General features: G+C 71.0%; 18 protein-coding genes and 1 pseudogene. 3 read left to right on the top strand and 16 right to left on the bottom strand.

Translation table 11 applies throughout. The features are described 5' to 3' along the window. Positions 1-42: 42 nt before the first annotated feature. The gene (locus tag ACF08F_RS31515; RefSeq protein ID WP_392301936.1) at positions 43-1,014 is read left to right on the top strand and encodes a hypothetical protein; all 972 of its coding nucleotides are present in this window, start codon (positions 43-45) and stop codon (positions 1,012-1,014) included. 636 nt (positions 1,015-1,650) lie between these two features. Here ACF08F_RS31515 and ACF08F_RS31510 read toward each other — a convergent pair. The 13 genes and pseudogenes from ACF08F_RS31510 to ACF08F_RS31450 form a co-directional block, all read right to left on the bottom strand. Further along, positions 1,651-1,803, bottom strand: a pseudogene (locus ACF08F_RS31510) (RNA polymerase subunit sigma-24); the annotation flags it as partial. A 1,011-nt stretch (positions 1,804-2,814) separates the two neighbouring features. Continuing rightward, positions 2,815-2,967, bottom strand: coding sequence for a hypothetical protein (locus tag ACF08F_RS31505; RefSeq protein ID WP_392301935.1), 153 nt, complete (start codon positions 2,965-2,967; stop codon positions 2,815-2,817). A gap of 115 nt (positions 2,968-3,082) precedes the next feature. After that, positions 3,083-4,558: an AAA family ATPase gene (locus tag ACF08F_RS31500; protein WP_392301934.1), complete on the bottom strand. Its 1,476-nt coding sequence runs from the start codon at positions 4,556-4,558 to the stop codon at positions 3,083-3,085. Next, positions 4,555-4,878: a hypothetical protein gene (locus tag ACF08F_RS31495; RefSeq protein WP_392301933.1), complete on the bottom strand. Its 324-nt coding sequence runs from the start codon at positions 4,876-4,878 to the stop codon at positions 4,555-4,557. Before ACF08F_RS31495 ends, ACF08F_RS31500 begins: the two co-directional genes overlap by 4 nt. Next, positions 4,868-5,173, bottom strand: coding sequence for a hypothetical protein (locus tag ACF08F_RS31490; RefSeq protein WP_392301932.1), 306 nt, complete (start codon positions 5,171-5,173; stop codon positions 4,868-4,870). Before ACF08F_RS31490 ends, ACF08F_RS31495 begins: the two co-directional genes overlap by 11 nt. 425 nt (positions 5,174-5,598) lie before the next feature. Beyond that, on the bottom strand, positions 5,599-6,495 hold the full coding sequence (locus ACF08F_RS31485; RefSeq protein ID WP_392301931.1) for a tyrosine-type recombinase/integrase: 897 nt from the start codon (positions 6,493-6,495) through the stop codon (positions 5,599-5,601). Positions 6,496-6,611: 116 nt separating this feature from the next. Beyond that, entirely contained in the window at positions 6,612-8,159 is a 1,548-nt protein-coding gene (locus ACF08F_RS31480; RefSeq protein ID WP_390485930.1) for an RNA polymerase sigma factor, read from the bottom strand. A 377-nt stretch (positions 8,160-8,536) separates the two neighbouring features. Further along, complete coding sequence (locus ACF08F_RS31475; RefSeq protein ID WP_392301930.1) at positions 8,537-9,424, bottom strand: FadR/GntR family transcriptional regulator; 888 nt, start codon at positions 9,422-9,424, stop codon at positions 8,537-8,539. Positions 9,425-9,584: 160 nt separating this feature from the next. Beyond that, positions 9,585-11,420: an ATP-binding cassette domain-containing protein gene (locus ACF08F_RS31470; protein ID WP_392301929.1), complete on the bottom strand. Its 1,836-nt coding sequence runs from the start codon at positions 11,418-11,420 to the stop codon at positions 9,585-9,587. Positions 11,421-11,541: 121 nt separating this feature from the next. Continuing rightward, the gene (locus ACF08F_RS31465) at positions 11,542-12,336 is read right to left on the bottom strand and encodes an NUDIX domain-containing protein (protein ID WP_392301928.1); all 795 of its coding nucleotides are present in this window, start codon (positions 12,334-12,336) and stop codon (positions 11,542-11,544) included. Between the two features lie 109 nt (positions 12,337-12,445). After that, positions 12,446-14,518: a glycogen debranching N-terminal domain-containing protein gene (locus tag ACF08F_RS31460; RefSeq protein ID WP_392301927.1), complete on the bottom strand. Its 2,073-nt coding sequence runs from the start codon at positions 14,516-14,518 to the stop codon at positions 12,446-12,448. 115 nt (positions 14,519-14,633) lie between these two features. Further along, positions 14,634-16,007, bottom strand: coding sequence for a DUF4192 domain-containing protein (locus ACF08F_RS31455; RefSeq protein ID WP_392301926.1), 1,374 nt, complete (start codon positions 16,005-16,007; stop codon positions 14,634-14,636). Between the two features lie 212 nt (positions 16,008-16,219). Next, positions 16,220-18,379 (bottom strand): RecQ family ATP-dependent DNA helicase, encoded by a 2,160-nt coding sequence (locus tag ACF08F_RS31450; RefSeq protein WP_392301925.1) that lies wholly within the window; start codon positions 18,377-18,379, stop codon positions 16,220-16,222. A gap of 376 nt (positions 18,380-18,755) precedes the next feature. Here ACF08F_RS31450 and ACF08F_RS31445 point away from each other — a divergent pair, with 376 nt between their 5' ends. Continuing rightward, on the top strand, positions 18,756-19,385 hold the full coding sequence (locus ACF08F_RS31445; RefSeq protein ID WP_392301924.1) for a hypothetical protein: 630 nt from the start codon (positions 18,756-18,758) through the stop codon (positions 19,383-19,385). 78 nt (positions 19,386-19,463) lie between these two features. Here ACF08F_RS31445 and ACF08F_RS31440 read toward each other — a convergent pair whose 3' ends face one another. From ACF08F_RS31440 to ACF08F_RS31430, 3 genes are all read right to left on the bottom strand, one after another. Beyond that, positions 19,464-20,096: a hypothetical protein gene (locus ACF08F_RS31440; protein ID WP_392301923.1), complete on the bottom strand. Its 633-nt coding sequence runs from the start codon at positions 20,094-20,096 to the stop codon at positions 19,464-19,466. Positions 20,097-20,205: 109 nt separating this feature from the next. After that, positions 20,206-20,916, bottom strand: a complete 711-nt coding sequence (locus ACF08F_RS31435) for a ribonuclease HII (RefSeq protein WP_392301922.1) — start codon at positions 20,914-20,916, stop codon at positions 20,206-20,208. 52 nt (positions 20,917-20,968) lie between these two features. Then, positions 20,969-21,595 carry a TetR/AcrR family transcriptional regulator gene (locus ACF08F_RS31430; protein WP_392301921.1) on the bottom strand — a complete coding sequence of 209 codons (627 nt, stop codon included), beginning with the start codon at positions 21,593-21,595 and terminating at the stop codon, positions 20,969-20,971. 134 nt (positions 21,596-21,729) lie between these two features. On the opposite strand from ACF08F_RS31430, the gene ACF08F_RS31425 reads away from it, so the two are divergent. Further along, positions 21,730-23,283, top strand: coding sequence for an MFS transporter (locus tag ACF08F_RS31425; RefSeq protein WP_392301920.1), 1,554 nt, complete (start codon positions 21,730-21,732; stop codon positions 23,281-23,283). Positions 23,284-23,509: the final 226 nt, after the last annotated feature.

Raw genomic sequence — 23,509 nt, 5'->3', positions numbered from 1 at the left:
GGTTTCCGATGTCGTTCGAGATCGTACAGGGGGAGTTCACGCATGGCCGCGCGCAACCGAGACAGAATCGTCCACTTCTACGAAATCGCCGACGCTGACGCCCCGGCGCACTCCCGTCTCCCACACCGCGACTGGGCTCAGCGGATTCGCGCGCTGTGCAGCCAGCCGCCTCCGCAGCGCACCGTCCGCTCGGGCGACGACATCCTGATCGGCGCCGTCGACTCCCACCAGACCGCCCCGCACCTGCTCCTTGCCAAGGGCCGTCAGGACGTGCCACAGCTCATCGACCACGTCGACGGCACCCTTAGCCACCTTCAACTCGCCGCCGACAAGGAACTGGTGGACGTCACCACGGTGTACTTCCTCCCCTTCGGCAACGTCATCGCCACCATGGCCGGAGGTATCTCCGCCCCCCGATCCCAAGCCATCAGGCGCTGGCTCGAGGATGTGCGAGCAGCCCCCGATGTGCGCAACCTCGAGCTGCGACCGGTGGTCAACGCCCGCTCCCGAGAGAAGCTCCAGCACGCCGTGGCTATCGAGAGGCTAAACGTACGGATCGCCCCTGAGCCCTACGACAGCCCCACCGCCCTGCGCGCCAGCTCCGACCTCGGCACCGCCCTCAGCCGCCTACACGAGGACAACCCGGACATGGTAATCACCTTGACCCTGGAAGTGCCGAAGAAGTCCCGCACGCTCACGCCGCGCCGCCGCGCCCGCGGGCACAACCGGCTCCTCGATTCCACCCGGGTGTTCGCCAATGATGTCGAGGACTGGCTGGACAACTCTGACATCGTCGACGCCGCCAGCGCCCGCGCCCGCATGGAAGCGTGGCACAGCGAGGCCGATGACGAGAAGATCGACTTCGTGAGCGAGCGCATCACCGCGAAATGTGTCGTGCCGTTCTCCTCCAGCAACGGCCACGCCATCGATCTCCAGGTGGCTTTGAACAAGCTGGAGCGGGTCTCCCACGAGCACGAACGAGTACTGCGTGCCGCTGTCAGTGCCGACCTCTAGCCTGGAAGGCAGCTGGGACGAAAGCCCTGGCGGCGGCGGTACGGGGGAGGGGTGGCAATGCCGAGTCTGGTGGAGACAACACGTAGATCGCTGCAGCGATGGCGATCATCGCCAGCAACGGACTGGGTGCTCACCGCATTCATCCTCGGTGCTCATGGTCTGCTGGTCACACTGACCGGACGCGGCGACATCTTGGGCGCGCCCGACCGTGAACAGCGCTTGGAGATATACACGACAGGTGCCACCGTCGTAGCTTTGGTCGGCAGCTTCGTTACAGCGGCAATCTCGCAGTACGCAGCTGCTACGGGGAGGCGTATGCGGACACTGCGAACTGCCGCGCCTTTGGCATCCCAATTCCGGCGGAACTGGGTCAGTGTTCTCTCGGCAACCCTCTTGATCGCGGGTGTCTGCCTACTGGCCACAGTGCTGGACACCACGGAGACCGATCCCGGCGGCATCCACTGGATGGTGGAGGGAGCGCTTCTACTTGGCGTAGCTCGGTCGTATCGGCTGCTTTGGCTGTTCGACTCAGTGATCAAGGCCACGGACCGGGACTTGGCAGATCGGCCGGACCCTCAGCAACTGCGGACGTAAGACGCAGGAAGCAGCCGCACAGCCACTGATCGATGACCCGCAGCGAGTATTGAGCAGGGCGGCCTTACACATCAGGTAATCACGCTCGACGATGCTGGATGCCTTCCGGGCCGCCTCGGCGTAGAGCCGTGCCGCCGTCACGAAGACGCCGTCTCACTGCTGAAGTGGGTAGGCCGCCACCGCGGCGTGACGGGGGCGGTGAGGCCCGCCGTCCAGCCCCGACGATGGGCAAATTCTGTGAGGTCCCTGCTGGACGCAGTGCGATGGGGCTGGCCGGCTTCCTGGAGGTGGTCAACCTGCACCATGTGGGAATTTCACATCGGGGAGAGAAACGGTCGACGGGTCGGGGTCGACCGCCGGCCCGGAGACACGTCGTGCCCCCACCCCCCGCCTTCGGCAGTTCATCGCTGCGTGTGCTGGGGGCGAAGAGGGCTAGCAAGTGGCCGCTGCGGCCGTCTTTGCCGGAGCGACCTCCACCCAAGTAGGCAGGCGTGCCTTCGCTGCGGCGTGTGGCCTCGGCCTGAGTGCTCCTGGCTCCGGCTGATTGGCGGTCAGGCCCATGAGGGTTCTGCCACACTGCTTCGCCATGGGACGAAGAGGGGGCGACGGTCGCCGGCGCCGCGGCTGGCCTGGTTGGCGTGGCATTGAGCGTTGTCTGCGCGTACGCCAGCGATCGAGCTCAGGCACACGGCACGGTCGAGGGCATACGGGTGTAGCTTCTGAGCACCGGGCGGATGCTCTCGTGCAAGCCGAAATCTATGCGTGCGCTCTGCCCTCAGATGCTGACCGTCGGGCGCTGTTCAACCTGGGGCGGCTACTCTCCATCGACTAATGGATACTCAGCGTGAGCGCAAGCTTCGATGTGCCGCACTACGTTTTCGCGTGTCATCGACGTCAGTGGAGTGAGCCAGGGCTGTGTGTCACATGTTGACCATTGCTGCCGATGGCATGCTTCGGTGGTGCGCTGCACATGCTGGTCAGACCGAGGCCGATCCAGAACGGCGCCAAGACGCTCAGGCGCATCTGGTCGCATACAGACGGGTGCTGAAGCAGTTCACGGTCGTATACAGCAGCGCTTCTCCAATGAGCCGCACTTCGCCGTGAATATTGGCGCTGCACCTACGTGACATTCACTGTTCCGGCCGACGCTGACCATAGCCAGCCAGCGGCAGACGAGTCATCCGTCTGACCTGCTGTTGGTGACGCCTAGATGGTGGCATCGGTGGTGGGGTCGACCGAAATCGTCACCATCGTGGGGGTGCTGATGAGGGTGCAGTCACCATGGCCGTCATCAGGCATCACCATCGCTGGCATCATCCGATCAAGGCCCTGACCAGGTATTTCATCATTCATCACCATCGAGGCACCGTCGCCGTCACCACTTCACCATCGATCCTCCCCCTATGCAATAGGGGGATGGTGATGACCGACGGTGGTGATGGACGGTGCCAGACTGCGTGGGACTGTGCGAGGCTCAGGCGCGCCCTCGGAAATCATCCGGGGTTTCCGCCGCAGGACGCTCCTCACGCCAGCGAATGAGCACCTTGCGGCCAGTCTCAGTGATGATGTAGCGCGCACCCTTCCTCTCGGCGCAGCCCTTCCGGATAAGGGCACCGACGTGCGACCGAGCGTCGTTCGACTTCCAGGCGGCGCCCTCCTTAGGGTTCAGCTGGTTCATCACGTCCCGCAGGTCACCCACCAGTGCACCGCCGTCATGGGCGAACTCTTCCATGATTTCCAGCATGCCCATGCGCTCACGGTCGACCTGGGGAAGGTTCTCCGTGACATGGCGGGTCCAGTCGTCGATGATCTCCCTGTTCGGGCACAGCGACCCATGACCCCCATCCCTGGGCTCCCACTTGTCCAGCCGGAGTGTGATGTCGTCGCGACCCTCGTCGTCCTTCGACTTGCCGCCGTCGGACTTCTTCGTGGACAGCTTGACGGTCATCTCGTCGCTGGCCCGCAGTGTGACGACAACGGTGTTGGCGGCGGCATATTGGGCGCCGGAACCGCGCATGCCATTGCCCTTCTTGTCGAAATGGTGGACGAGGATCACACACCCGCCGGTAGCCTCACGGAGACTATGGCCGGCGTTGATGATGACGCCCATGCCTTCGGCGGTGTTCTCGTCCTGACCGACGGTGCACATTGCCTGGGTATCGAAGATGACCATGCCGAAGCGCTCCGCCTTGGCGTACGCGATCAGCGCGGGCATCTGCTCCTCGAAGTCGGCAAGCTGGATCGGGGCCGGGTAGTAGAAGACGTTCTCGACCCTGCCGTTGAAGTTCTGCCAGGCGTTCTTCCGATGCTTAAACATGGACGCACCCTCGGCGGCGATGTACAGCGCCTTGCCGTGGGCCATGGGGATGCCGTGATAGGTCGCCTCTGGCTTCCCGTACCGCGCGGCAAGGTCGTGCGCAATGAACGACTTGAAGGTGCCCGAGGGGCCGGCGATCCAGTTCAGGGAGTCGCCGTAAAGCCACCCCGGCACGATCGGGTCGGGGTCCTTCATGGCATCCAGGTCGTCGGCGCTCAGCACGCCGGCCTTCAGCGTCTTCAGAAACACCTCGGCGGCCGGGGACAGCTCGCCGGTGATCCGACGTTCGGCCTTCTCCCGCTTGATCCTCTCGCGGGCGGTGGTCTTCATCCGCTCCAGGTCGTCGAACTTCGTCTGCTGCCCATCCTGGTCTGCCTTGAGGCGGGCTCTCTCGGCCAGGACGACCTTCGTGAATGCCTGGCGGACCCAGTTGCTGTCGGAAGCCGGACCGAACCAGAAGTCGTACTTCGACGTTCGTTCCTCGGCGGAAGCGTGGGCGAGGCCATAGGCAGCGGCGAACCACGCTCCGGCGTTCCACCCGGCGGCATCCCACGGAGACTGAGTCGACTCCCGTTGCGGAATCTCGACCTGGGGGAGAACTGTGTCGATGGCAGGCTGACTGAAGCTGCTCACACAGCACCGCCCTCGTCGTCGGTCAGACATCCGCACCACTCCTCGTGGCAAAAGATCGCCTGCGCTGCCTCGCCGGCCCGGTTCAGAGCTCGGCGCTCCTCGCGGTTCGGCATCTGGGGGCGGGCCTCGCAGTCAGGACACTGCCCGTGCAGGTTGGCAGCACGGCGGATAGCAAGCCCGTTCTTGAACATGGCGGGGGCGGAGTCGGGGATGGCCGGCTGCACGACCAGGGCCCGCTGCCCGAGGAAGGTCACGACGCTGATGTCGTAGCTCTGGGCGCCTCCGGCGTCCGAGTACCGAGGCTTCTCGTCATTCGGCATCGCGACCGCCTCGGGGCCCGGTGACTCGGCGGGCGGCAGCCTTGGCGGCACGGGCGCGTGAGGACGCCAGGGCGAGGCGCTTGAAGTACGCCCGTCGTGCGTGCTCAGCACGGCGTGCGCGCTCTGCGGTGGTGAGAGTGCCGTCAGGGTCCACCTCACGCTCGAAGCGGTCGAGGAACGCCTTGCGAGCAGGGGCAGTGTGTGCGGCGGGGTCTTCGCAGTTGGCCCACAGCGTATGGGCCGCAATCTGAGCGAGCATGGAACGCTCGGCAGCGCTCATGGAATGCGCGGTCATGGCAGCAGGAAGTCCTATCCTTCAGGATCTTCCCGGTCCGCCATTCGGCCTGTACTAGGCCACCGGTTCAAGTCGCTGCCGCGTGCAGCATCGATCGCCGACGGTTCCTCAGCGTGTGAGGCGCTGGACCATCGAGCGTAACACGCGCTATGCGGAACGCGGCGTGATGTTGACCGCTCGCTGCTGCTCGCCAGTCCTGTCGTACTTGCGGAGAAGCGGTGCGGTCTTTCCCTTCACCGAGTCGAAGTCGAATACGCCGCAATCTTCGTGGTGATCGCCCCTCCACCATTCAAGATCGCCTCGCGCCGTGATGTAAGCCACTTTCCTTCGGCAAGCGGTGCAACGTAGCATCATCGCGATCTGTTCGGGTTGCGAAAAAGGTGAGCCGCTCGGCGCGCGGCTACGCTGCGTGGGGGGTAGGTATCTCACAGATCCCCCAGATTGAGTCGGCGAGCCTCCTCGGCCGCACGACGCTCGGACGTCGAACGGGTGTACCGGTCGATCATGTCGCGGCGCGACCATCCCGCTACGGCCATGAGTCCGCCCTCGGAACCGCCCCGGGCAAGCCATCGCCCGGCAGCCGTGTGGCGGAGAACGTGCGGATGAAAGTCCGGGATCCCAGCCGCTTCGGCTCGCACCTTCAGCGCGCTGTACAACGCCTGATAGGTGAAGCCCTTGCTCCTGTCCCCCAGCCACAGGTTAGGCGTCTCGGCCAACCGGTGCGTCCGGCGAGCCCGCTGGTAGCGGTCGATGGCACGGCCGGTCTGTGCACCGAAGGGCACAGTTCGACTCTTGCCGCCCTTGCCACGCCTGACGACCGCCATGCCCGCCTTGAGATCCACATCCCTGATCTCCATGGCCACGATCTCACCCGCCCGCGCACCAGTCTCGATCATCAACCGGACGATGGCCTCGTCGCGACGGTCACGGAAATCCTGGCCAACGCACGCCTTGATCAGCAGCCGGCACTGGCCATCGTCGAGCTCCTCCACGACCTTGTGATCAAGCTTTGGCGGCTTGAGACTCACGAGCTGATCGTCAGCGATCTCGCCCTCCTCGGCAAGCCATGCAGAGAAACGGCGCACGGCCAGCTGCCGCGACCGCGCCGTGGACGCCTCTGCACCACCGTCCAGCAAGGCCGAGACGAAGGCGTTCACGGTCGGCCGGTCGAGGACCGGAGGGCGATCCGCCGCCCCGCACCACCGCAGGAACGCGCGGACTCCATCGCGATAGGTCTTGCGCGTCTGCGCGCTCTTCCGCTCGGCAGAGAGATGAAGCAGCCAAGAGTCGAGAAGCAACGTTATGTCCAGATTTGCGCTCATGTCGCAAGCATATGCCTCTGCGGCGCGAGATATCTGGGCTGGGAGCGCTGCGCTCCTACGAAAAAGGCCCCGACTTGCACATGCGTGCAGGTCGAGGCCTTGATCGCGGTCAGCTCCTAGTCGAGGTAGTCGCGCAGGACCTGCGAACGCGACGGGTGGCGCAGCTTCGACATCGTCTTCGACTCGATCTGACGGATCCGCTCTCGCGTCACGCCGTAGACCTTGCCGATCTCGTCCAGCGTCTTCGGCTGGCCGTCGGTGAGGCCGAAGCGCATCGAGACGACGCCCGCCTCACGCTCGGAGAGGGTGTCGAGCACGGAGTGCAGCTGCTCCTGGAGGAGCGTGAAGCTCACCGCGTCGGCCGGCACGACCGCCTCGGAGTCCTCGATGAGGTCACCGAACTCGCTGTCTCCGTCCTCGCCCAGCGGGGTGTGGAGGGAGATCGGCTCACGGCCGTACTTCTGGACCTCGATGACCTTCTCCGGGGTCATGTCGAGCTCCTTGGCCAGCTCCTCCGGGGTGGGCTCGCGGCCCAGGTCCTGGAGCATCTGGCGCTGCACACGCGCGAGCTTGTTGATGACCTCGACCATGTGCACCGGGATACGGATGGTGCGGGCCTGGTCGGCCATGGCGCGGGTGATCGCCTGACGGATCCACCAGGTGGCGTACGTGGAGAACTTGTAGCCCTTGGTGTAGTCGAACTTCTCGACCGCGCGGATCAGACCCAGGTTGCCCTCCTGGATCAGGTCCAGGAAGAGCATGCCGCGGCCGGTGTAGCGCTTGGCCAGGGAGACCACCAGTCGGAGGTTGGCCTCCAGGAGGTGGTTCTTGGCCCGACGGCCGTCCTCGGCGATGATCTCCAGCTCGCGCTTGAGCTTCGGAGCGAGCTTGTCCGAGTTCGCCAGCTTGTCCTCGGCGAACAGACCGGCCTCGATGCGCTTGGCGAGCTCGACCTCCTGCTCGGCGTTGAGCAGCGGGACCTTGCCGATCTGCTTCAGGTAGTCCTTGACCGGGTCGGCGGTGGCACCGGCGACGGCGACCTGCTGCGCCGGAGCGTCGTCCTCGTCCTCGTCGGACAGGACGAAGCCCTTGCTCTCGCCCTCGGTCTCTTCCTCTTCGCCCTTGCCGGGTGCGACGTCCTCGAGGAGCTCTTCGCCCTCGACGAGCTCGTCGGCGTCCTTCTTGGACGTGGTCTTCTTGGCCGCCGTCTTCTTGGCGACGGTCTTCTTGGCCACCGTCTTCTTGGCGACGGTCTTCTTCGCGGCCGCCTTCTTGGCGGGCGATCCGGCCTCGTCGGCCAGGTCGTCGCCGTCCGTCGCGGCAGCCGTCGCGGCCGTGACGGTCGTCTTCGTCACGGTCGTCCTGGCAGTGACGGTCTTGGTGGCGGTGCGCTTGGCCGGGCTCTTCGCAGCGACGCTCTTGCGGGCGCGCTTCGGCGACTCCGCTGCACTGACCATCAGCGTCACACCCTCTTCCTCGAGGATCTGATTGAGGCTGCGCAGAACATTCTTCCACTGGGTTGGCGGAATCTGGTCGGCTTCGAAGGCCCGACGCACGTCATCGCCGGCGATCTGCCCATCAGCCTTTCCCCGCTCGATGAGCGCCATCACAGACTCGGACTCGGCGATCTCCGGCGGGAGCGTACGGGATGTGCTGGCCGACACGAACAACCTCTCGGAACGATGGAAACGGCTTCCGGCCCCGCCCTGGAGAGGGCCGGAGCCGACGACCGTCGGCGGGACATGTGCCGACGGCGCGGGCTGGGCCGGGGAACTGCACAGCGCCCTCAACGGCTGCTGTATTCCTTCCTCGGCTGTCACCTCTTAGGTCATCGCACGGCTCGGAGGAGTGTTACGCCCAATCTTCGTGGCCCGAGTCACACCTCATTCACGGCGAAACGGCCGAAGTGGTAAATCATGACACATTCGCGCCGCCGGAACCCTGGCGCCATCCGGGGAGACCCGACCGGGCTCCCCGGACCGCGCTCGGACCCGGCGGCACGCGATGCGCGCGCCTCCGCGCTCCCGGCCACGGCCCGCGGTCAGTGTTCGCGGGGGGCGGGAACGACGCGCTCCACCTCGGGGTGGACGGTCAGCAGCTGGCGCATGGCGGCTTCGGCACCCTGCGCGTCCCCCGTCGCCAGCGCGTCGACGATCCTGGCGTGGTGGCCGAGGCAGGCCTCGCCCGGGCGGTCGCAGCCCGTGACGGGGCCTCCGGAGACCTGGAGCGCGGCGCCGACGATGCCGGAGAGGTGCTCCAGCATGCGGTTCCCGGCGAGCTGGATGAGCAGGGAGTGGAACTCGGTGTCCGCGCGGGAGAACGTGATCCCGTCACCCTGGGCGTACGCGTGGCCCATGATCTCGACCATGTCGGCGAGGCGCTGCTGGACGTCCTCGCGACCGTGTCCGGCGGCGAGCCGGGCGGCCAGGGGCTCGATGGTCCAGCGCAGCTCGTTCAGCTCGCGGCGCTGGTCGTCGCGCTGCGGGCCGAAGGCGCGCCACTCGATGATGTCGGGGTCGAGGAGGTTCCAGTCGCTGACGGGCCGTACCCGGGTGCCGACGTTGGGGCGGGCGCTGACGAGGCCCTTGGCCTCCAGCACGCGCAGCGACTCGCGCACGACGGTGCGTGAGACCTCGAAGCGCTGGCCGATCTCCTCGGGGACGAGCGGGCGGTCGGCCCCGAGGTCGCCGGAGACGATCATCTGACCGAGCTGCTGGACGAGCTGGCCGTGGAGCCCCCGGCCCCGGCTGCCGGCGCTGCGGCGGCCGACGCGGCCCAGGTCGGTGTCCACGCCCTCCCAGGAGGGCGGACCCACGCGGCCGGCTCCGGGCGCCTCCGCGTAGGGGTAGCGGTCGAGATCGCCCGGGGTGCCGAGGCCGGACTCGACGGAACGGGCGGCGGTCATCATGGTGTGCGCAAGGGTACTCACGCATCCTTTGTCGGCGTTGCTTCCGTGACCCTTGAGGTCTTTGGTGAAAAGCACACGAAAGGGTGATCGGCACCCCCTACACAATTGACGATTATTCGGACATAGGGGGCAATTTTCAAGGTAGTTACCCGGAAACCGGAAGCTTTCGATCCGCGCGTGATCACCAACGGGCCCTCCGGCGAAGCCCGGTGAACACATAGGCACAGAGCAACCCTGTCAACATCAGCGAGAGCGCCACTCCCGCGGGCTGCCCGACCACCCGCAGCGCCCCCGCCAACCACCGGTCCGCGTCCGGGGACCACTGCGGGCCGGCGATCTCGCGCAACCGGGCCGGCAGCCCCGCGACCGAGCGCACCGACGGACCGGTCAGCACATGCTGCAGGACCGGGACGAGGGCGACGGGTACGGCGAGGACCGCGGCCACGCCCGCGGCGGCGGCCCGGAACACCCCGGCACCCAGCACCCCCGCCCAGGCGCACCCGACGAGCAGGCCCAGCCAACTCGCACAGAGCGATGGCCAGTTGTCCGGTACGGGGATCAAGTCGCCGCCGTAGACGAGCCTCAGGGCCGCCAGGTCCGCCGCCGCGACGAGCGCACCGAGCCCGAGGGCGACGGCCGCCGCCACGGCGAGCTTGGCGAGCAGCAGGCCGAGCCACCGGGGGACGGCGCCGCGACCCGCGGTGAGCGCGGGGTAGCGGTACTCCTCGCCGAAGGAGAAGGCCCCGATCAGACCCGCCCCGAGGGCGGCGGGCGGCAGCGGGGAGATCGTCGGCCAGCCGGCCAGGACGGCGGGCAGCGCGGCCGAGCCTCCACGCGCGAGGAGCAGGGCGAGGGTCACGGAGACGAGCAGGACCGTCGCGACGACGAGCCCGGAGCTGGGCACGCCGACGAGCCGGTGGAACTCGTACCGCAGGGGGCGCGAGGGCGAGCGGGCCGGCTTCCGGGCGCGGGTGCTCCCGTCGGCCGAGTCGCCGCGCGCGGTGGCGCCGAACCCCTGCCCGGCTTCCCGCGAGGACTCCGCCGGGCGCCCGTCGGATTCCTGCTCGGTGGCGTCGGCCCCGGACGGGCCGGCCTCCGGGGCCGGGCGCCCGCACGGCGACAGGCGCGTGGACGGGGGCGCCTGCGCCGTGTCGCCGGTCTCGTCGGCGAGTCGGTGGACCACGACGCCGTGCCGGAACGCGGTGTCGCCGACGGTGGCACAGTCGCTGCCGTAGACCGACAGCAGGTTGCCCTCCCCCGCGACCGCCTCGACCGGCCGGCGGGCGGCCCTGGCCTCCTGGGTCACGGCCGCGGCCAGGCGCGCGACGTGGGGGGTGCGGACGGTGACGCGGTGGCGCATCCGGGTGCGCGCGAACTCGGTCGCGTCCTGGACGGCGAGGAGCCGGCCGCGGTCGAGGGTGACGACCCGGTCGGCGTTGCGGGCCGCGTCCTTGGGGTCCTGTGTCGTGTAGAGAACCGTTCCGCCGCCGACCGCGTGCGCCCGCAGGAGTTCGTGGACCCCCGCGCTCTCGGCAGCGGAGAGACCGGCGGCCGGCTCGTCGAGCAGCAGGGCGTGCGGGGTGGCCAACAGCGCGCACGCCAGGCCGAGTCGGCGCTCGGCCCCGAGCGGGAGAGTGCCGATCCGCCGCCCTTCGAGGCCCGCGAGCCCGACGGACCGCAGCACTTCACCGGTCCGCGCGGCGGGAGTTCCGGAAGCGGCGCCGAGCATCCGCAGCTGCCCGCGGAGCGTGCGGGAGGGGTGCCCGGGGACGTCGCCCAGGAGCACGCCGACCTCGCGCGACGGATGGGCCACGCCGTGCAGCGGCCGACCTCGGAAGTACGTGATCCCCCGGCCGGGATCGAGGTCCAGCATGAGCCGGAGCGTGGTGGTCTTGCCGGAGCCCGGAGGGCCGAGGAGCGCGGTCACGGACCCTGGCGGCGCCTCGAAGGTCAGATCGTCCACGGCGGGCGGGCGATCGCGGCGGGGTGTGCTGGTCAGTCCGATTGCCTGGAGCATCGCTTCTCTCGCGGTAGGTGACACCGCTCCGCGGCAGGGCGGCGCTACCGCAGCAAGATAACGCTACATTTCGGACTTTCGGCGCAGGGCTGGCGTCCCTGGCGCCGTGCGACCGGGGCGGTCAGACCTCGGGGCGCAGCATCGGCGGGTTGAGAAGGGTGGCTCCACCTGCTCGGAAGAGCTGTGCGGGTCGCCCTCCCTGACGGGTCGTGGTGCCACCGGCCGGGACCAGGAAGCCGGGCGTGCCGGTCACCTTCCGGTGGAAGTTGCGCGGGTCGAGGGCGACGCCCCAGACGGCCTCGTAGACGCGCCGCAGCTCGCCGACGGTGAACTCCGGCGGGCAGAAGGCCGTGGCAAGGGAGGAGTACTCGATCTTGGAGCGGGCCCGCTCCACTCCGTCCGCGAGGATCTGGGCGTGGTCGAACGCGAGCGGCTCGGCTCCCCGACCCGGGCCTCCCTCTCCCCCGGCCTCCCCGTCTCCGGCGGCCCCGTCCTCGCCGAGCAGCTCCCCGACCGTGGCCCAGCGGGCGCTGTTCGCGTCCCCGCCCGCCCGCGGCGCGGGCAGGTCCGGGGCCAGGGCCAGGTGCGCGACGCTGACGACCCGCATGCGCGGGTCGCGGTCGGGAGCCCCGTAGGTGGCCAGCTGCTCCAGGTGCGCGCCGTTGCCCGGTACGGGCGGCGGGTCACCCGGGTCGTGTGCGCGGAGCCCGGTCTCCTCGACGAGCTCACGGGCGGCCGCGGCGCCGAGGTCCTCGCCCTCGCGCACGAAGCCGCCGGGGAGGGCCCACCGCCCCTGGAACGGCGGCTCCCCTCTCTTCACGATCAAGGTGCACAGCGCGTGGCGCCGCACGGTGAGCACGACCAGATCGACGGTGACAGCGAAAGGCGGATAGGCCGACGGGTCGTAGGGAGACATGCCGCGATCATAGTCGTCTCCCTGACGATAAACACGCCTCGCGGAAGGATCTGCGACGACTTCTTCGCCACGCCGTGAAGCTTCCGTCGTGTCTGCGCCCGGCATCCCGTCACACCCCCAGTTGAAGGCCCTCTGCGGCCTCCTCGACCATACCGAGACCGAGCCTGCCGACCCGCACGGCGAAGGGCTCACCGGCCACCACGAGCCCCGACAGCCTGATCGCTCCGAGCGGCGCCGAGGGCATCGGGTGGACCGACACGGAACGCCCCGGCGCATCGGGCCGGATCCCGGCGAGGGCGACGAGCGCCTGGACCGCTCCGGCCGCCGCGACGGCCGCCGGTCTGCACGCGGCCGGGTGCGGCACCGGGCGCCCTCCCGCCGTCCGCTGCTCCCCCGCGTACATCTCGGGGAGGCGGTACCCGAAGGCCGCCGCGGCGTCGAGCAGCCCGCGCAGCAGGGAGGCGGCCTCCTTCTCGTGGCCGGCAGCGGCGAGCCCGGCCACGGCGACCGCCGTCTCGTGGATCCGGACCGCACCGGCCCGGTGGCCGAAGGGGTTGTGGCCGGGTTCCTTGGTTCCCAGCCCGCGGAGCCCCCAGCCGGAGTCGAGGGCGGGGGTGGCGAGCAGTCTGGCCAGCTGCTCGGTCTCGGCCCTGTCCAGCAGTCCCTGCGCGTACCCGCCGCCGCCCAGCAGTCCCGTGTCCAGCAGGTGCGCGGCCCAGCCGCCCAACTGGGACCAGGTCCGCCCGTCGGGTGCACGGGCGACGGCGGGACGGCCCCCTGCCGGGTCGTCGAGCCAGAACTCGCGCCGGAACCGCTCGCGCAGGGTCCGCGCGCACTCGCGCAGGGAGTCTCCCCCGGGTCTCCCGCAGGCGTCGAGCAGGTCGGCGCCGAGCAGTGCCGCACGGTGCGCGTGGGCCTGGGTCTCGGCCCGCCAGGGACCGGCGGGCCCCGGGTCGGACACGAAGCCGTCGGCGCCTGCGGTACGGCGCAGCCAGCCCAGGCAGCGTTCGGCCACGGGAAGGAGCTCCTCCAGGTCCGCGGGGGGCAGCCCCCAGCGGCGGGCCTCCGCGAGCACGACGGGAAAGGCGAGCGTGGCCTCGACGCCCGTGCAGCGGGGCGGGAGGTACGGGCCCGCGTCCCGGAGGGGGCCCCGCAGGCGCCCGGACTCGGGTCCGGCACCCTGGAGTTGGGCGCGTCCCAGCGCGCGGAGCGTGGTCGCGGCCAGCCGGGTGCCGAGGGGCAGGACCATGCGGGCAGCCCAGAGGGCCTCGGCGGTGACCGGTCCGCAGCGCCAGGGGACGCCTGCCGCGAGGTGGACGTCGGCGGGGTGGGCGGGATCGCGCTGGAGGAGCGCCCGCAGGTCCTCCACACAGGCGCTGAGCAGCTCGCCCGTGCGCGGGTCGTCGCCCTCCGCCCGTGCCTCGGCGACGAGGTGGCCGCCCGGTCGTCCTGTGCCGACTCCCGCGGTGGCGGCCCCGGCCGTACGGTCGCCGCGCACCTGCAGCCGGATCGTGAACGGTGCTCCGGGCGCCAGTTCGGCCTCCCATCGGAGGACCCCGGCCGCCGCCAGGGCGTCCATGGGCGGCGGGTCCGCGGTGACGGCGACGGATCGTCCGTCGGTCGCGGTCCAGCGCAGTCCGGTGCCGTGGACGCTGGGGGCGAGTTCGGGTCCCGTCCTGCCGGCCGCGACCGCGCCCAGGTCCGCGAGATCCGTGCCCAGAGCGATCTCCACAGGGAGGCGGAGAGGTCGGGAGGTCGCGTTGCGCAGGGTGATGCGCTCGGCTCCGTCGGCGCCTCGTGAGCGCTCGACGACGAGCCCGGGATCGGGTCCCGCGCCCCCCGGGACGCGCAGGGCCCCGAGGAAGACGGCCCGGTCGGCGGAGGCCATCCGGCCCTGGAGGGCGAGGGGTTCGCGCCCGGCCACCCGCAGGACGCAGCGGGACAGCAGCCGTCGTCCCGCCGAGTACACGCCCTCGGGTCCGTCTCCCGTGAGCTGGCCGTGCTCGGCGCAGACGGCGAGGGCGGGCAGGGCGACGCAGAGGAGCGCGCCGTGCACCGAGGGCAGTTCGCCCGGCCGCACCCCGCGTGGGGGCGTGGCGCCCGCGCCGGACGGTTGTCCGTGCGCGAGCCCCTTCGGGTGTCCTGCGGGGCGCCCGGGGGCCGGGACGGGGCTGAGGGCCATGGCGGGTGTGGGGTGCTCTCTGTGCGGTCCGGGCGGCCGGCGGGGCGTCGGCGGAGGGGTGCGTCCGTCTCCGCCAGAGAGGTGAACGCGCGCGCGGGCGGCCGGGTCACGGTCGTCATCGCCCGCTCCTGCTGCCCCGCCGGCCGCCGGGGCGCGGGGCCACGCTCCTCGGCCTGCTCGTGGCGGGGCCGCTCGGCCGCACTCCGGCGGGTGCCCGCCGGTCGCCACCGGCCTGGCGGCCGGGCTTCCTGAGGCCGTGCCGGGCGCCCTGCGGGCGGGCGGCGGCCCGCGTCGCGACCCGGCGGGTCGCCGTGGGAGCGGCCTGCTCGGCAGCGGCGCGGGAGTCCCGCTCGCTCCTCAGGCAGGAGCGCAGCGACTCGGGGTCGAGTCCTTCGTTGCAGGCCTGGTGCAGCAGTCGGGCGAAGACGTACTCGGGATCGGCGTCGAGGGCGAGTCCCAGGGCGACGCGGGCAGTCGGCTCGTCGCCCGTGGACCAGGCCGTCCAGCCCGCGAGGGTGAGCGGTGCGGCGGCGTGCTCCTGGTAGGGCGTGACGCAGCGGCGGGCCAGGACGCGCCAGAGCCGCAGGGCGGCGGTGCCCTCCCAGCCCTCCATCCATTCGGCGGCCCGGTCCCGGGTGGCTCGGTCCTGGAGTCCCAGGATGAGCGCGGCGGCCTCCTCCGTACCGATCAGGGCGTCGTCGGCGGCGTCGGCCGCCGCCACGCCGCCGGGAGGCGGTGTGCGGCCCTCCGGGCCGGCGAACCGGCGGAGGATCTCGCGGGCGGTGCGCAGCGTCGCCTCGCGCACTTCTTCCCGGGCCCGGCCGGGTGGGCCTTCGAGGATCCGGGGCACGATCGAGGCGGCGGCCGCGTCCAGGGCGGCGCGCTGCGGTTCGTCCGCGGGCACGCCGCGGGGCTTGAGCCGGGCCTCCATGTCCCGCAGCGAGCCCCGTACCTGGATTCCGGCGTAGGTGGCGGTCGCGGCCGCCACCGAGGTGCCGGCGAGCCCCATGGGCGTCCCTCCGGGCGGGCAGCACCGGTCGTCGGGGCAGCAGTAGGAGAAGTACAGCCCGTCGGAGATGCAGAGGACTTCGTAGACGGGGATGTCGAGGGCGCCGCAGGCGGTGCGCAGCCGCTGCGCGAAGGGGCGGAGCCGTTCCATGACCCTGGCGGCGGCCTCGCCGGGCTCCGGGTCCTGGCAGAGGAAGACGACGATCCCGTCCGGTCGGTCGCCGTTCCGCTCGCCGCTCTCGACAAGGCACTCGGCGAGGTGGTCCGCGGTGGACGCCCATTCGCGGGGTGAGCGCGGGATGCCGAGCCTGACGCGACCGCCGAAGCGGCCGTGCTCGCCGTGGAGGCCGACCAGGACGACGGAGTCGGTGGGGTGGAAGCCCAGCATGTAGGGCAGGGCGTCGGCCAGTTCCGCCGGGCCGCGCAGGACGATCCGGTCGCTGCGGGAAGGTCCGCTGGTTTCGTGGTGGTTCGCGTTCATGGTCACGACGGTCTCGTGATCTCCCGAATCGCGAAACCCCTGTGGATAACTCCCGGAACGCGACACCGTCGACCTCGTGGAGTTGTCCACAGGGTCGGCGGCGCGAAGACACCGAAACGCCTATGCTCGTGACCGTTTGACGGCCCGTCGGGCTGCCCGTCGGACCCGTCGGGCAGCGTGCGGAGCCATGCGCAGGACAGCTCGCGAGGGCCTCAGCCCGCGGTGGCGAGGACCAGGGGGAGGACCTGTTCCGCACCGGCCCGGCGGAGCAGGCGGGCGGCGACCGCGAGGGTCCAGCCGGAGTCGGTGCTGTCGTCCACGAGCAGGACGGGGCCGGGGGTGCCGGCCAGTGCCTCCGCCAGGTCCTGCGGGACGGTCAAGGCGCCGGAGAGCGCCCTGAGGCGCTGGGCGGAGTTGCTGCGGCGAGCCGCGTGGGCGCCGTCCGGCCCGGTGTAGTCCAGGGTGCCCAGGAAGGGGAGGCGGCCGATGTCGGCGATTCCCCTGGCGAGGGTGCCCACCAGCTGCGGGCGGGTCCGGGACGGCAGCGCGACGACGCCCACCGGCCGGGCGGAGGCGTCCGGGACGTTCGGCGCCCAGCCGCCCGGGGAGCGCGCCCAGTCGGCGAGTACGGCCACCGCGGCCTTCAGGACGTCGTCGGGGACCGGACCGTCGGGGGTGCTGTCGGCGAGCAGCGGGCGCAGCCGGTTGCCCCAGCCGATGTCCGAGAGCCGCCCGAGGGCGCGGCCGGTGGAGCACTGCTCTCCGGCGGGGATGCGCCCCTTGAGGTCGACGCCCAGAGCGGGCATCCCCGTCGGCCACATCCGGCGCGGCTCGACCTCCACGCCCGGGCGGTCCAGCTCCTTCGTCGCTCCGGTCAGCGTCTCCGAGGAGACGGAGGAATCCGCCCAGGGGCCCGCGCAGTTGTCGCAGCGACCGCACGGGACGGCGCCTTCGTCGTCCAGCTGCCGGCGCAGGAACTCCATCCGGCACCCGGAGGTGCTCACGTAGTCGCGCATGGCCTGCTGTTCGGCCGCCCGCTGCCGCGCCACCCACGCGTACCGCTCGGCGTCGTAGGTCCACTGCTGTCCTGTGGACGTCCAGCCGCCCTTGACCCGCTTGACGGCCCCGTCCACGTCGAGGACCTTCAGCATGGTCTCCAGCCGGGTGCGGCGAAGATCCACGGCCGCTTCCAGGGCCGGTACGGACAGCGGCCTTCCCGCGTCGGCGAGGGCCGCGAGGGTCTGGCGGACCTGGCTCTCGGGCGGGAAGGCGGTGTCGGCGAAGTAGCGCCAGATGGCCTCGTCCTCCTTGCCCGGCAGCAGGAGCACGTCGGCGTGCTCGACACCGCGTCCCGCACGGCCGACCTGCTGGTAGTAGGCGATGGGCGACGAGGGCGACCCCAGGTGCACCACGAAGCCGAGGTCGGGCTTGTCGAAGCCCATGCCCAGCGCGGAGGTCGCGACGAGCGCCTTGACCCGGTTCTCCTGAAGGTCGATCTCGGCCTGGAGCCGGTCGGCGTTCTCTGTCCGCCCGGTGTAGGAGGCCACGGTGAAGCCGCGCTGGCGCAGGAAGGCGGTCGCCTCCTCGGCGGCGGCCACGGTGAGGGCGTAGATGATCCCCGACCCCTGCAGCTCGTCCAGGTGCTCGGCGAGCCAGGCCAGGCGGTGCGCGGCGTCCGGGAGCCGGACCACGCCCAGGCGCAGGCTCTCCCGCTCCAGCGGGCCGCGCAGCACGAGGGCCTCGCCGGCGCCCGTACCCAGTTGCTCGGCGACGTCCGCCGTCACACGCGCGTTGGCCGTCGCGGTGGTGGCCAGTACCGGTACTCCGGGGGCGAGTTCGGCGAGCATCGCGCGCAGCCTCCGGTAGTCGGGCCGGAAGTCGTGCCCCCAGTCGGAGATGCAGTGCGCCTCGTCGACCACGAGGAGACCGGTCGTGGCCGCGAGCTTCGGCAGCACCTGCTCACGGAAGTCGACGGAGTTGAGGCGCTCCGGGCTGACGAGGAGCACGTCGGTCGCGCCGCGCTCGACCTCGTCGTAGATGGTGTCCCACTCCTCGGGGTTGGCCGAGTTGATCGTGCGCGCCTGGATGCCGGCCCGCGCGGCCGACTCGACCTGGTTGCGCATCAGGGCGAGGAGCGGCGAGATGATCACCGTGGGGCCGGAGCCCCGGCGGCGCAGGAGCGCCGTGGCGACGAAGTACACGGCCGACTTGCCCCAGCCGGTCCGCTGCACCACCAGGGCCCGCCTGCGGTCCTCCACCAGGGCCGCCACCGCCTGCCACTGGTCCTCCCGCAGCCGCGCCGAACCTCCCGGCGCGCCGACGAGCTCGGCGAGGATGGCATCGGCTTCGGCGCGGAGCTCCTGGTTGTCCATGACCCCATGCAACCCGATGCCACGGACAATCGCCCAACTCACTCAGCGTGACGCCGTACTCGCACGCCGCTCGACCGAGGCGCGAGCGGTCGGGGGCAGCCTGAGGCGGAACGAATGTTTCCGCTGGGGCTCGCGCCCTCGGGGTGAAACAGGAGGGGAAACGGGGAGTGAACAATGGGCAACTGGGCAGGGATATGAAAGGCATACCGCCGCATTCCCGTCAGTGACCGCAATTGCTCATTGCCGCTCGCGCTCGGGGCGCGCCAGAATTGGGAAACCGCCCCGCACGGCCCGTCAGCGGCCCTGAAGGACCGTGCCGTGCTGCGCCCTCACCCGACCCTGCCCGCTGTGCGGGCGCGTATCCGAAGGGAGGACCGTGACCCTCGGATTCGCTCCGTCCACAGCCGCCTCGACCACTTCGCCGCCCGGGTCCGCCAGTCGCCTCTCACGGACGCTCGAACCGGCCGAGTGGGCCGCGGCGGGAATCCCCCTGCTCGGCAATCCCCGCGAGGTCGTCAGCGGCCTCCACTCACGCCACACTCCCACACCCTCGACGGCGATCGTGGCGGTCCTGGACCACGAGGAGCGGCTCACCGCCAGTGCCTCGTTCGTCCGGCGCGCCCTGCCCGCGGACGGCTGGGAGTTCCGCAACGCGCTCCTCGCGCAGCTGCGGCGGGTGATCCCGCACGACCTCCGGCGCCGTGCCCCGGTGCGGACCGCGGTCCTGCTCTACTGCCGCGAGGGCGACGAGCGCTGGACGGAGGAGGACGGGGCCTGGATGTGGGGGCTCCGGGACGCCTGCACGTTGCACGGGCTCCGCTGCGGCGCGTACATCACGCTGACGCACGGGGGCTGGCAGGTGCTCGGTGAGGGTCGGGGCGGCCGTCGGCCGAGCTCCGATTCGACACCGGTCCCGCTCGGGAGCGACACGGGCGAGGTCGGCCACCTCACGCCGAGGACGGCGGGCGGAGCGTCCGAACCGCTGCGCCGGGTCGCCGCCCGCTGACGATCACGTCCCCCACCGGGCCGGGCTCCGGTCCGGTGGGAGAGATGGTCGGTCAGCGTGCGGAGCGGTGCGGTCCGGTCAGACGCCGGCGCCGACGAGCGCCGCGACACGCGCCGGATCGCCGCAGACGATCAGCAGCACGCCCGCGCGGGCCATCGCCAGCGGCAGGGCCCGGGCGGCGGTCTCGTCGCTGCCGCCATTGACGGCGACGATCACGACGGGCCGGGTGGCGGCCCGCTCGACGGCGGCCGCGTCCGCGAAGAACACGTCGTCGCCGGTGTCCTGCTGGGCCCAGTAGGCGGCTTCGCCGAAGGACAGCTCGTGAGCCGTCCACGGGTGCTGGTCGCCGGTGGTCAGGACCAGGACCTCGCCGGGCGCCCGGCCGCTCTCCAGGAGCAGGTCCAGAGCCTCCTCGGCGGCATCCAGCGCACCGTCGGCCGGGGCCGGGATGACCTGGAGCTGCGGAGTGGACCGCTGGTCGGAACGATTCTCCGGGCCGGTGGCCGGGGACTGGCCGGCACCGGGCTGCGGCCGCGGGGCCGGCGGCGCGGGCCTGGCCGGGCCGGGGACCGGGCGGCCGGGTCGCGGGGAGGCCGCGGAACGCGGGCCGGGTACGGGACGAGGGGTCGACGCGGGACGGCCGGCGGCCGCGGTGGCGCGGGGACCCTGGGCGCTCTCGTGAATCTGAGGCTCCTCGGGGGTGAGAGGCATGGGTGGATGTCTATCAAACGCCGCCGCGCGGGGCGTCGGCGGGTGGGCGCACGGGTGCGCGCCCCGGCTGCTCCGGCGGCCCCTGGAGAAGGGCTCGGCAGCCGGAAGTTCAGAAGTCGAAGCCGAGTTGGCCCCCGCTTTCCAGCGCGGCCGCCTCTGCGGAGAGGCGGACCTTTTTGAGGTGGCGCCACCGCGGCAACGCGTCCAGGTACGACCAGGAGAGGCGGTGGTACGGGGTGGGCCCCAGCTCCTCCAGCGCGGCCTTGTGGACCGGCGAAGGGTAGCCCGCGTTCGCCGCGAAGCCGAACGCGGCGCAGCCCTCGGTCCCGGCCTCGAGCTCGGCCATGGCGGTGTCCCGCCGGACCTTGGCGATCACGGAGGCGGCGGCCACGGCGACGCAGGACTGGTCACCCTTGATCACCGTACGGACCTGCCAGGGGCTGCCGAGGTAGTCGTGCTTGCCGTCGAGGATCACGGCGTCCGGCCGGACGGGGAGCCCTTCGAGGGCCCGGACCGCGGCGAGCCGGAGCGCCGCGGTCATCCCGAGTTCGTCGATCTCCTGCGGAGAGGCGTCGCCAAGCGCGTACTCCGTGACCCACTGCTCCAGCTCCGCGGCCAGCGTGGTGCGGCGCTTGGGGGTGAGCAGCTTGGAGTCGGTGAGTCCGGTCGGCGGGCGGCGCAGTCCCGTGACGGCCGCGCACACCGTGACGGGGCCGGCCCACGCCCCGCGCCCGACCTCGTCGACTCCGGCGACGATCCTGGCGCCGGTGGTCGCTCGGAGCGATCGCTCGACAGTGTGGGTGGGAGGTTCGTACGGCATGGCGCCAGCCAGGTTACGCCGCCCGGCGCCGCCCGCGATACCCGGATTCCCCTCAGGTGGTCCCGGCGCGGAGCAGCGGAACCATGACCCGGTCGATCATGTCGGCGATCTCATCGTCCGACCATTCGCTTCCGCACACCTTGGAGCGGTACATCATCAGGGCGGGGACCACGTCGAGCACCAGGCCGTCGACGGCGTCCGCCCTCACGTCACCGCGCTCAATTCCGCGCCGCAGCACATCCTCGAAGAGTCGGGTGGAGGGTTCGGTCACCCCCGCGACGATCAGCTCGTGGAACCGCTGCGCGGACTCTGCGTCGCATTCGTGAAGGACCGCGCGCAGTGCATGGCCGGGCCTGGAGAACATCACGTCCCGGATCCGGAGGCACAGCGCGTACAGATCCTCGCGGACGCTCCCGAGGTCGGGCGCCTCGTCGAGGGTCGGCAGCCCGGCCTGGAGGGCGTCCGCGACGAGGTCTTCCTTCGACGGCCAGCGCCGGTACACCGCGGCTTTGCCCGTCTGGGCGCCGACCGCGACACCCTCCATCGTCAGGCCGTTCCAGCCGACGCTGCCCAGCTGTTCGAGCGCGGCCTCCAGAATGGCTCGTTCCAGCACGGCGCCACGGCGTCGCGGCGACGCCCCCTCCGGCCGGGCGGCGGCCGTGGAGCGCGAAGTAACCATCAGGATCTCTCCGTTGAGCAAGTAGATCGGGCACCGACAGCGCTCAGTGAACGGTTGCGTTCACTGAGGGGGACTCACTACCGTGAAGCACAGTGAACGGGTGCGTTCACTAATTCTTCCGTGGGGGATCCATAGTGACAACTTCTCCGGTGGACACACAGACCAAGAACGGCCCTGCTCGCGCCGGAGGCCGACCGGGTATCGCCCTGGCCGTCATCGCCGCCTGCCAGCTCATGGTCGTCCTCGACGCCACCATCGTGAACATCGCCCTGCCGCACATCCAGGACGCGCTCTCCTTCTCGACCACCGACCTCTCATGGGTGCTCAGCGCCTACACGCTCACCTTCGGCGGGCTGCTGCTGCTCGGCGGACGCGCGGGAGACATCCTGGGGCGCCGCCGGGTCTTCATGGCCGGCATCCTCGTCTTCACCTTCGCCTCGCTGCTCGGCGGCTTCGCCCAGGAGCCCTGGCAGCTGCTCGCCGCGCGCGCCCTCCAGGGCGTCGGCGGCGCCATCGCCTCGCCGACCTCGCTCGCGCTGATCACCACGACCTTCCCCGAAGGACCGGAGCGCAACCGCGCGTTCGGCGTGTTCGCCGCCGTGTCCGCCGGTGGTGGCGCGATCGGGCTGCTCGCGGGCGGCATGCTCACCGAGTGGCTCGACTGGCGCTGGGTCCTCTTCGTCAACGTGCCGATCGGCCTGCTGATCGCCTTCCTCGCCCCGCGCTACATCGCGGAGTCCGAGCGTCACCCGGGCCGCTTCGACATCGCGGGCGCCCTGACGTCGACGCTCGGCATGGCAGCCCTGGTCTACGGCTTCATCCGCGCGTCCGAGAAGGGCTGGAAGGACTCGCTGACCATCGGCTCGTTCGTCGCGGCCGTGGTCCTGCTCGTGGCCTTCGGGATCGTGGAGTCGAGGGCCAAGGAGCCGATCACCCCGCTGCGGATGTTCGCCGAGCGCAACCGCTCGGGCACGTACGTCATCATGCTCAGCCTCTCGGCCGCCATGTTCGGGATGTTCTTCTTCATCGTCCTGTGGGTCCAGGACGTCCTCGGGTACAGCCCGATCCAGTCCGGCCTCGCCTTCCTGCCGGTGACGGTCGCGATCGTCACGGGCGCGGGGCTCGCGCAGCGGCTGCTGCCGGTCCTCGGACCCAAGCCGTTCATGGTGGGCGGCTCGGCGATCACCGGGGTCGGGCTCTTCTGGCTGACGTTCATCAGCTCGGACAGCAGCTACGCCGGTGCCGTCCTCGGGCCGATGGTCCTGTTCGGCTTCGGCATGGGGCTCAACTTCGTGACGCTCACGCTCACGGCCGTCTCCGGGGTGGCCCAGCACGAGGCGGGCGCCGCGTCGGGCCTGCTCAACGCGACCCAGCAGGTCGGCGGTTCGCTCGGCCTGTCGATCCTGGTCACCGTCTTCGGCACGGCGAGCCGCGAGGAGGGCGAGAAGCAGGCGCCCGACTTCCTCGCGAACGCGACGCCCGAACAGCAGGCGGAGCTCGCGAAGACGGGGGAGCTGCCCGCACCCTGGGGCCACGAGGTGCTGACCTCGGGCATCGCCTCGGCGTTCACCGCCGCCGTCGGGATGGTGCTGATCGCGCTGGTCACGGCGGTGCTGGTGATCCGGGTCCGCAAGAGCGACCTGGAAGCGCTCAGCGGCCGGGCGGAGGCGGGCGGCCCGGTGGCGTGACGAGGGGCGGGTACGCCGACCCGCGACAGAGCCTCGTACGCCACGTGCAGAGCTGTGTGCCCGCCCGGTCGGCGCCGCTCGCCCGCGTGGGTGGGACCGGTCGCGTGAGTCCGTACACACCCCGGTCGGCGCCGCACGGCCGCGTGAGCGGGACCGGTCGCGTGAGCCCGTACGCCGCCGAACACGTCGACGGCCCCCGACCCCTTACCCGGGCCGGGGGCCATCG

Origin of the sequence: Streptomyces sp. NPDC015130 (assembly GCF_043080005.1) — a bacterium.
Taxonomy (GTDB): Bacteria; Actinomycetota; Actinomycetes; order Streptomycetales; family Streptomycetaceae; genus Streptomyces.
The sequence above is the reverse complement of the archived record's forward strand: the minus strand, read 5'-3'. Positions and strand labels throughout refer to the sequence as shown.

Bases quoted from the DNA above. Each gene is read 5' to 3' on its own strand.
- ACF08F_RS31430 (WP_392301921.1), bottom strand. From the start codon at position 21,595: ATGGTTACTTCGCGCTCCACGGCCGCCGCCCGGCCGGAGGGGGCGTCG.
- ACF08F_RS31435 (WP_392301922.1), bottom strand. From the start codon at position 20,916: ATGCCGTACGAACCTCCCACCCACACTGTCGAGCGATCGCTCCGAGCG.
- ACF08F_RS31505 (WP_392301935.1), bottom strand. From the start codon at position 2,967: ATGGTGATGAATGATGAAATACCTGGTCAGGGCCTTGATCGGATGATG.
- ACF08F_RS31455 (WP_392301926.1), bottom strand. From the start codon at position 16,007: ATGAACGCGAACCACCACGAAACCAGCGGACCTTCCCGCAGCGACCGG.
- ACF08F_RS31490 (WP_392301932.1), bottom strand. From the start codon at position 5,173: ATGACCGCGCATTCCATGAGCGCTGCCGAGCGTTCCATGCTCGCTCAG.
- ACF08F_RS31515 (WP_392301936.1), top strand. From the start codon at position 43: ATGGCCGCGCGCAACCGAGACAGAATCGTCCACTTCTACGAAATCGCC.
- ACF08F_RS31440 (WP_392301923.1), bottom strand. From the start codon at position 20,096: ATGCCTCTCACCCCCGAGGAGCCTCAGATTCACGAGAGCGCCCAGGGT.
- ACF08F_RS31460 (WP_392301927.1), bottom strand. From the start codon at position 14,518: ATGGCCCTCAGCCCCGTCCCGGCCCCCGGGCGCCCCGCAGGACACCCG.
- ACF08F_RS31465 (WP_392301928.1), bottom strand. From the start codon at position 12,336: ATGTCTCCCTACGACCCGTCGGCCTATCCGCCTTTCGCTGTCACCGTC.
- ACF08F_RS31495 (WP_392301933.1), bottom strand. From the start codon at position 4,878: ATGCCGAATGACGAGAAGCCTCGGTACTCGGACGCCGGAGGCGCCCAG.
- ACF08F_RS31450 (WP_392301925.1), bottom strand. From the start codon at position 18,379: ATGGACAACCAGGAGCTCCGCGCCGAAGCCGATGCCATCCTCGCCGAG.
- ACF08F_RS31485 (WP_392301931.1), bottom strand. From the start codon at position 6,495: ATGAGCGCAAATCTGGACATAACGTTGCTTCTCGACTCTTGGCTGCTT.
- ACF08F_RS31470 (WP_392301929.1), bottom strand. From the start codon at position 11,420: ATGCTCCAGGCAATCGGACTGACCAGCACACCCCGCCGCGATCGCCCG.